Raw genomic sequence first — 8,886 nt, forward strand, 5'->3', positions numbered from 1 at the left:
CTGCGACGCCCGAACGCGCCGCCGCCGCGCTAAAGGGACTGCGCGCGTACCAGACCGCGACCCGGGCGCCCGCGCTCGACACGATGCCCGTGGTCGCGCGCGCCGGCCGTGCGACGGTCCGCGACTATGGCGGGCACGGCCCTCGCATCCTGTTCGTGCCGTCGCTGATCAACCCGCCCGACGTGCTCGACCTCGATCACGACCGCTCGTTGCTGCGTTGGCTCGCGACGCAGGGCGTCCGTCCGCTCCTGCTCGATTGGGGACATCCCACGGACGACGAGCGTGACCTGAGCGTGGCCGGGCATGTGGAGGCGATGCTGCTCCCGCTGCTCGACGCGATCGGCGGCCCGGTGACGCTGGCGGGCTACTGCCTGGGCGGGACGATGGCGCTCGCGGCGGCGGCGCGGCGGCCGGTATCGGGGCTGGCGCTGATCGCCACGCCCTGGCGCTTCGGCTGTTACTCGGCGGGCATGCGCGCGTCGCTGCGGGAACTGTGGGATCATGCCCATCCGGCCTGCGCGGCGATCGGGATGATGCCGATGGAGGTGCTGCAGGCGGCATTCTGGCGGGCCGATCCGGCGCGCACGGTCGACAAATATGCGCAGTTCGGCACGCTCGACCCCGCCGACCCGGCGGCCCGTACCTTCGTGCGGCTGGAGGATTGGGCCAATGACGGCCCGCCCCTCACCTATGGCGCGGCGCGCGAGCTGTTCGAGGGAATGTTCGCGGACGACCGGCCCGGCCAGGGACTTTGGCGCGTCGCCGGGGCGGAAATCGACGCCGCCGCCCTTCCCATTCCGACGATCGAGATTACCTCTACGCGCGACAGGATCGTACCCGAAGCGACCACGCCCGGCATCGGCGAACAACGCAATCTCGCGCTCGGCCATGTCGGCATGGTGATCGGCGGCAAAGCGAGAGAGGCACTGTGGGAGCCGCTGGCCGCGTGGCTTTCACGCATGCCGGCAAGCTGATAGGCGCGATCCCACGATAGCAGGAGACATCATGACCGACGTCGTCATCACCGCCGCTAAGCGCACCCCGGTCGGCAGCTTTCTGGGCCATTTCGCGACTACGCCGGCGCACGAGCTGGGCCGCGTGGCGATCGAGGCGGCGCTGGCCGAGGCGAAGGTCGATGCCGCCGATATCGACGAGGTCATCCTGGGCCAGGTGCTGACCGCCGGGCAAGGCCAGAACCCCGCGCGGCAGGCGTCGATCAGCGCCGGCATTCCCAAGGAAGTTCCCGCGTGGAGCGTGCAGCAGGTGTGCGGTTCGGGCCTGCGCGCGGTCGCGGTGGCCGCCCAGTCGATCATCGCGGGCGACGCGCGCATCATCGTCGCCGGCGGACAGGAGAATATGAGCCTGAGCCCGCACGCACAGGCGCTGCGCGCCGGGCAGAAGATGGGCAATGTCGAGCTGGTCGACACGATGATCAAGGACGGCCTGACCGACGTCTTCAACGGCTATCACATGGGCATCACCGCCGAAAATCTGGCGGACAAATATCAGATCACGCGCGCGGCGCAGGACGAATTCGCGACCGCCAGCCAGAACAAGGCCGAGGCGGCACGCCGCGACGGCCGGTTCGACGGCGAGATCGCGCCGGTGACGGTCAAGGGCCGCAAGGGCGACACGATCGTCGACAAGGATGAGTTCATTCGCGAGGGTGTGGTCGTCGCCAGCCTCGCCGGCCTGCGCCCCGCTTTCCGCAAGGAGGGCACCGTCACCGCCGCCAACGCCTCCGGTCTCAACGACGGCGCAGCCGCTTTGGTGGTGATGTCGTCCGACGAGGCTGCCAAGCGCGGGTCGCCCGTGCTCGCGCGGATCAAGAGCTGGGCGTCGACCGGGGTGGATCCGTCGATCATGGGCATCGGTCCGGTGACCGCCAGCCAGAAGGCGCTCGAAAAGGCGGGCTGGACCCTCGCCGACGTCGATCTGATCGAGGCTAACGAGGCCTTCGCCGCGCAGGCGCTCGCCGTGGGCCAGGAACTTGGGTGGGATCCCGCCAAGGTCAACGTCAATGGCGGCGCGATCGCGATCGGCCATCCGATCGGCGCGTCAGGCGCGCGCATCCTCACCACCCTGCTTCACGAAATGCAGCGCCGCGACGCCAAGAAGGGACTGGCGACCTTATGCATCGGCGGCGGCATGGGAATCGCGCTCTGCGTCGAGCGCGACTGACGCCTACCGCATCTCGTACAGTTCGAGCGGCAGGCCGTCGGGGTCGGCGAAGAAGGTGAAGCGGCTGCCCGTATAGGGGTCGGTGCGGATCGGCTCCGCCGCGACCCCGTGTGCGGTCAGGCGCGCTACGGCCGCATCGATGTCCCGTACCGCGAACGCCAGGTGTCGCAGGCCCTGCGCCTCCGGACGCGTGGGACGCGGCGGCGTCTCGGGAAAGCTGAACAGCTCCAGCCGGATAGCGCCGATCGCGAGATCGCCCTTCCAACTCTCCCGCTCCGCCCGGCAATGCTCCTCGACGAGCGCGAAACCGAGCACGTCTACGTAGAAGCGTTTGGAGCGCGCATAATCGGACGCGATCAGCGCGACGTGATGAATGGCTTCGATCATCGTCGCCGATTAGCGCAGATCGGGAGCGGTTCGTAGTCTCGCCCGTTAGACGGACCTGTAACGATCACGGTAAAGGGCTAGAGACCGGGGCATGAGCTTCCTCCTCACACGACGCGGATTGATCGGCGCGGCGGGCGCGTCACTGGCGGCGCCGATGCTGCGCGCCGCTCCGGCCGGGCCCGCTTTCTCCTGGGACCGGCTGCAGGCCGAGGCGGCGCGGCTCGCCAAGCGGCCCTACGTGGCCCCCGCCCCCGCGCCCGCCGGGCTGGAGACGGTCGACTATGATGCGCTCAATCACATCAGCTTCCGGCCCGACGCGGCCTTGTGGGCCGGCTCCCCGCACGAGGTGCGCTTCTTTCCGCAAAGCAAGGGCGCGCGCGACGCGGTGCCGGTCTCGGCGATCGAAGGGGGCGCGGAACGGCCCGTCCCGTTCTCGCGCGATCGGTTTGCCGGTGCCGAGCGCCTGCCGGCCGGGGCCAACGGCTATTCCGGCTTCCGGGTGATGAGCCCGGGCGGAAAAAGCGACTGGCTCGCCTTTCAGGGCGCATCCTATTTCCGGTCGTCGGGCGCGCTCGACCAATATGGGCTTTCCGCGCGCGGGCTGGCGATCGACACGGGCATGCCCACGCCGGAGGAGTTTCCGCGCTTCTCCCATTTCTGGCTCGAACAGGGTCCGGGTGATGCGATCACCATCTACGCCCTGCTCGATTCACCGCGCGTGGCCGGCGCGTGGCGGTTCGTGAACCGCTTCGGCAAGGGCGGCGTGACGCAGGACGTGGACTGCGTGTTTCAACTCCGCGCCGATGTCGCGCGGGTGGGCGTCGCGCCGCTCACCAGCATGTTCTGGTATGGCGAGGCCGACCGCTCGCAGGCGATCGACTGGCGCCCGGAAATTCATGACAATGATGGGCTGGCGATGCTGGGCGGTTCGGGCGAGCGGCTGTGGCGGCCGCTGCGCAATCCGCCCGTGGTCCGCATGAGCAGCTTCACCGATCGCGATCCGCAGGGGTTCGGCCTGCTTCAGCGCGACCGCAATTTCGATCATTATCAGGACGATGGCGTCTTCTATGACCGGCGCCCGAGCGCCTGGATCGAGCCTAAGGGGAAGTGGGGCCAGGGCGCGGTGATGCTGCTGGAGCTGCCGACCGTCAAGGAAACCGACGACAATGTCGTCGCCTTCTGGTCGCCCGCCGGCCCGCACAAGGCAGGCCGAAGCTATCGCTATTCCTACCGGCTGAACTGGATCGCGGACGAGCCGGCGGGCGCCCTGGCGGCGCGCGTCGTGGATACATGGCGCGGCGTGGCGGGCCCGCCCGGGCTGGACCCCATCAAGGGTGCGGTGCGCGTAGTCGCGGATTTCCGGGGCGACGGACTGAAAGGCCTCACGCGCGAGAGCGGCGTGAACGCCGCCGTCGAGGTGGCGCGAGGCCGGACGCTGACCGCCACGGCCTATCCGGTCGTCGGGCACGACGGAACGTGGCGGCTGATCGCGGATATCCTCCCGGCCGGGGCCGAGCCGGTGGAACTGCGTGCGTACCTGCGCAAGGGCGGGTCGGCGCTGAGCGAAACGCTTCTATACCAGATTCAGTGAACTCGGCTATGATGGCACGGAACCCGATCCGCTCTCGAGCCTTTGGTTGAAACGGGTCAATTTGACCGCATTGGTACGGAAAAGGGTGGTGGCTCAGCGCAGGCACCGGGAGGGAACAGGTTTGTCCGCAGCCATGCTCATGACCGATCCCGAACGGCGCGACGCAACCGATCGGCCCGACCTGCCGGTCGAACGGCCGATCGCCATGCCCACCCAGGATCTGCATCAGGCGCCGCCCTCCGCGCCGCTCGCCCATCCGCGTAGCCTGCTGGCGCGACGGCTGGTGCTGATCGTCGGTGCGGCGATCATCGGGTTCGGCGCGAGTTGCGGGATCGCCTATCCGCTCGCGCTCGACGGTTTCGACGTGATCGACCAGATTCTGACGATCACCAGTCTGTCTCTATTCGCGTGGATCGGCTTCGGCTTTCTGAATGCGCTGATCGGCTTCGTCGTGCTCAACCGTCACGGGAGCTTTCCGTCGGTGGCCAGCGGGCAACCGGCCCGGCCCACCCGGCCGACGGCGGTGCTCGTTCCGGTCTATAACGAGGACGTCGCGGCCCTGAGCGCCCGGCTGGCGCGCATGATCCGCAGCCTGCAGGAGGCCGGCGCCGCGCACCTTTTCGACTTCTTCATCCTGAGCGATTCGCGCGCCAGCGCGGAAACGAGCGAGCGCGCCGCGATGCGCCTGCTGCGCTCGGCCGAGGGGCCAGCGCTCTATTATCGCCGGCGCGCGGTCAATACGGCGCGCAAGCCCGGCAACATTACCGAATGGCTGATACGTTTCGGCGGCGGGTATGAGGCGATGCTGGTGCTGGACGCCGATAGCGTGATGAGCGCCGACGCAATGCTGCGCCTGGCCGGGGAGATGGAGGCCAACCCCCGCGTCGCTCTCATCCAGACCAATCCCCTGCTCACCGGCGGCCGCACGCTCTTTGCGCGCTGGCAGCAGTTCGCGGCCGCACTCTACAGCCCGATCGGCAGCGCGGGCCTGGCATGGTGGTCGGGCGACGAGGCGACCTTCTGGGGGCACAATGCGATCATCCGCGTGCGCGCCTTCGCCGAAAGCTGTGGCCTGCCCAAACTGAGCGGCCCCGAACCGCTGGGCGGGCAGATCATGAGCCACGACATGGTCGAGGCGGCTTTGCTGCGGCGCCGCGGCTGGTCGACGCGGCTGATGCTGCTCGACGAGGGCAGCTATGAAGAGTGCCCGCCGACGATGATCGATCACGCGGTGCGCGACCGGCGCTGGTGCCAGGGCAACCTCCAGCATCTCCGCCTGCTCGATACCGCTGGGCTGCACTGGATCAGCCGACTGCAACTGCTGATGGGCGCATCCGCCTATCTCACCTCGCCGCTCTGGCTGCTGCTGCTCGTCACCGGGCTGCTGCAGACGACGCGCGGGGGCACCTCTCTCAACGATCTAGGCACCCCGGTCTGGCTGATCGGGCTGACACTGGTGCTTCTCTTCGGACCGAAGATCCTCGCGCTCCTGTGGGCGGCGCGCGACCGCAAGCTGGTCGGCGCGCTCGGCGGATGGCGCGCGATCTGGCGCGGCGTGGCGGTCGACGTGCCGCTGTCGATCGTCGCCGCGCCGATGATCATGGCGTCGCAATGCCTGTCGATCGCCGACATCCTTGCCGGACGCCCGAGCGGATGGCAGCCGCAACGGCGCGATACCGATGGCATCCCGCTGGTCGAGGCGCTCGATTATTATCGCTGGCACATGTTGCTTGGCCTGCTGTTCTGGATCGTGGCGGTGTTGGGCCAGGGTGGCGCGATCTGGCAGCTTCCCGTCGCGCTCGGCCTGCTCGGCGCGCCGTTCCTCGCCACGGCCACGTCGCGGGCGGACTGGGGTGTGTCGGCCGCCGCCCACGGCATCTTTCCGTCCGATCCGGGCGAAGGCCCGATCCAGCGGGGAGGGCCCCGCCGCACCGCCAAGCTGACGGTCAGCAGGGCCACCAGCTGATCAACGCTGCGGAGGCGTCTGTTCGGGGCGTCCGACCGAATTCTGGCGCTCCTGCTCGATCGCGCCGCCCGGATTGGGGTGATCCTCCGCCGGCTTGCCGGGACGCGCATCCTGGTTGACGCCATCGATGTCGGAATTGGGCGATCCTTCGGGGGGCTTGGCCATGTCGGCTCCTTTGGTTGGCGGGAAACTGTACTGATCGAACGCGTCGTATCGGTTTCGGCTGCATTGCGAAGCAGGCAAGCGACACCCCGCATCTTTCGCGTCGCCGGCACGCGGCGGCCATTGCGTGCGCTTCGCCCTTTGGCTAGGGCGCGCGCCGATGCGGGCCGTCAAAGCCTGTGTCATGATCGCGCCGGTGCCCCTCGGGGCTTAAAAGGGAATGCGGTACGGGGCACGTCCCCTAATCCGCAGCTGTCCCTGCAACTGTAAGCGGCGAGCGCGATGCACGTGTCCGGCACATGCCGGGCGGCCACTGGATCGACATCGATCCGGGAAGGCTGTGCATCAAGCCCTGACCCGCGAGCCAGGAGACCTGCCAGCGCTTGGTCGCTCTTGCCACGGTCCAGGGGATGGTCATGGCACGGTTCTCCGTCTGAGCGACGAGCCTTGCGGCTGGGGCCGCAATGGCGTGGATCGGCCGGGCCCGCGCGTCGCCCGTCGTCCGCGCCGGGTTTCGCGTGCGCGAAACGGCCCCTGCCGCTTTGTCTGTTCGACGCGGGGGAACATGTTCATGCTTCGGTTTCAGATTTCGCTGCTTGCACTCGTTGCGGCAAGCCCGCTTGCGGCGCAAACCAACCCGTCGCTGCCCGCGACCGATGCGGAAGGGCGGGACGTCGTCGTCACCGCCTCGCGATCGGGCCTCGGGACCCCCGCCGCGCAATTGCCCGCCTCAGTCACGATCATCGACGATGCGGCGCTCGCGCAGCGCCAGACCCGGCTCGTCTCCGACGTGCTGCGCGATGTGCCGGGCCTGGCGGTGAACCGCTCGGTCGGCGGCCTGACCGACGTCCGCATCCGCGGCAGCGAGGCCAATCAGGTGCTGGTGCTGATCGACGGGATCGAGGTGGCCGATCCCTTCCAGGGCCAGTTCGACTTCAACACGCTGATCGCCGACGAAGGCGCGCGGATCGAGGTGCTGCGCGGCCAGCAATCGTCGCTCTATGGATCCGACGCGATCGGCGGCGTCATCAATTACAGCACGCTGACGGGCGCAGAAGCGCCGGGCCTGCGCGCGCGCGCCGAGGGCGGATCGTTCGGCACCTTCGCCGGCGCGGCGCGCTTCGGCGGCACGGCGGACACGGTCGATTACGCTTTGTCGACCAGCCTTTATAGCACCGACGGCACGCCGACCGCGCGGGGGGGCGACCGCGATATCGGCCAGACCAACGTCGCCGCCAGCGCCAAGCTGAACTGGACGCCCTCGCCCGTCTTCAAGCTGACCGGGGTCGGCCGCTACAGCCATGTCGATGCACGCTCGAACAACAGCGAGAGCGATCCGACGAGCCCGCTATTCGGGTATATCGTGGACACACCGGGCAGCAGCTTCAAGAATGAAGGCTTTTACGGCCTCGCTCGCGCCGAACTGGCCCTGCTCGACGGCCGCTGGACCAGCGCGCTCACCGGCCAGGCCGCGTCGACCACGCGCAAGGGCTATATCGATGCCGGCTTCGACAACGGCAATAAGGGCCGCCGCTACAAGGGATCGTTCGAAACCAGCCTGCGCCTGGGCAACGAGCAGCTCAGCCATCGCGTGACGGCGGCGGTTGACGTGGAGCGCGAGAAGTTCCGCAACACGACCCCGTCCGCCTTCGTGTTCCAGGGTTGGCGGCACACCGACAATGTCGGTCTGGTCGGCCAGTACGAACTGACGATGGACGACGCCTTCACGTTTGGCGCGTCGATCCGCCACGACGACAATGACCGCTTCGCCAATGCCACCACCTGGCGGACGCAGGCCGGATATTGCTTCGCCAGCGGCACGCGCCTGCGCGGCGCCTATGGCACGGGCGTCAAGAACCCCGGCTATTACGAACTCTACGGCTATTCGGACGGCATCTACATCGGCAACCCCGACCTGAAGCCCGAAAAGTCGCGCGGCTGGGAAGCGGGCATCGACCAAGCGCTAGCCGACGGACGGATCACGTTCGGCGCGACCTATTTCCGCAACCGGCTGCACGACGAAATCTACACCACCTACCCCGCGCCCGATTTCGTCGCGACGCCCGACAACCGGACGACCACCTCCAAGCAGCAGGGCGTCGAGGCGTTCGCCTCCGTGCGGCCAAGCGAGCAGATCCGGATCGACCTTGCCTACACCTATCTCGACGCGACCGAGAATGGCGTGAACGAGGTCCGTCGCCCGGATCATATCGCCAGCGCGAACCTGAACTGGACGAGCGCCGACCAGCGCTTTTCCGGCACGCTGATGGTTCGCTATAACGGCAACCAGGATGACGTGGCCTATACCGATCCGTCCTTCACGCCGGTGCGCGTGCGGCTCGACGACTTCGTGCTGGTGAACCTCAACGCCGAATATCGACTGACCGAGGCGCTGACGCTGTTCGGACGGGTCGAGAACCTGCTGGACGAGGATTACGAGGAGGTCTTCAGCTACCGCACCCCCGGACGCGGCGCCTTCGCCGGCATCCGCGCCCGCTTCTGACGATGCACCGGCTCGCGCTTGGCCTCGCCGTCCTGCCGCTCCTCGGGGCGGCGCCGGCGCGGCCGGCGCGGGTGATGTCGATCGGTCTGTGCGCCG

At 68.3% G+C, this 8,886-nt stretch carries 7 protein-coding genes and 1 riboswitch; of the genes, 5 read left to right on the forward strand and 2 right to left on the reverse strand.

Features of this window, described 5'->3' with window-relative positions; translation table 11 throughout:
* A partial coding sequence (locus ACOJSF_RS07955; protein ID WP_420141680.1) for an alpha/beta fold hydrolase occupies positions 1-974 on the forward strand: 974 nt, incomplete at its 5' end.
* Between the two features lie 31 nt (positions 975-1,005).
* Complete coding sequence (locus tag ACOJSF_RS07960; RefSeq protein ID WP_420141681.1) at positions 1,006-2,181, forward strand: acetyl-CoA C-acetyltransferase; 1,176 nt, start codon at positions 1,006-1,008, stop codon at positions 2,179-2,181.
* 3 nt (positions 2,182-2,184) lie between these two features.
* Here ACOJSF_RS07960 and ACOJSF_RS07965 read toward each other — a convergent pair whose 3' ends face one another.
* Positions 2,185-2,568 carry a VOC family protein gene (locus tag ACOJSF_RS07965; protein ID WP_420141682.1) on the reverse strand — a complete coding sequence of 128 codons (384 nt, stop codon included), beginning with the start codon at positions 2,566-2,568 and terminating at the stop codon, positions 2,185-2,187.
* A 91-nt stretch (positions 2,569-2,659) separates the two neighbouring features.
* On the opposite strand from ACOJSF_RS07965, the gene ACOJSF_RS07970 reads away from it, so the two are divergent.
* Both ACOJSF_RS07970 and mdoH read left to right on the forward strand, forming a co-directional pair.
* Positions 2,660-4,159, forward strand: coding sequence for a glucan biosynthesis protein (locus ACOJSF_RS07970; protein WP_420141683.1), 1,500 nt, complete (start codon positions 2,660-2,662; stop codon positions 4,157-4,159).
* Between the two features lie 133 nt (positions 4,160-4,292).
* A complete protein-coding gene (mdoH, locus tag ACOJSF_RS07975) occupies positions 4,293-6,125 on the forward strand; it encodes a glucans biosynthesis glucosyltransferase MdoH (protein WP_420141684.1) in 1,833 nt (610 codons plus the stop codon).
* Here the strand turns inward: mdoH and ACOJSF_RS07980 are convergent, their stop codons facing one another.
* Complete coding sequence (locus ACOJSF_RS07980; protein WP_420141685.1) at positions 6,126-6,290, reverse strand: hypothetical protein; 165 nt, start codon at positions 6,288-6,290, stop codon at positions 6,126-6,128.
* A gap of 174 nt (positions 6,291-6,464) precedes the next feature.
* Positions 6,465-6,683, forward strand: a riboswitch (cobalamin riboswitch).
* A gap of 175 nt (positions 6,684-6,858) precedes the next feature.
* Here ACOJSF_RS07980 and ACOJSF_RS07985 point away from each other — a divergent pair.
* A complete protein-coding gene (locus ACOJSF_RS07985) occupies positions 6,859-8,790 on the forward strand; it encodes a TonB-dependent receptor plug domain-containing protein (RefSeq protein ID WP_420141686.1) in 1,932 nt (643 codons plus the stop codon).
* Positions 8,791-8,886 lie beyond the last annotated feature (96 nt).

Origin of the sequence: Sphingomonas sp. (assembly GCF_048594985.1) — a bacterium.
GTDB lineage: Bacteria > Pseudomonadota > Alphaproteobacteria > Sphingomonadales > Sphingomonadaceae > Sphingomonas_I.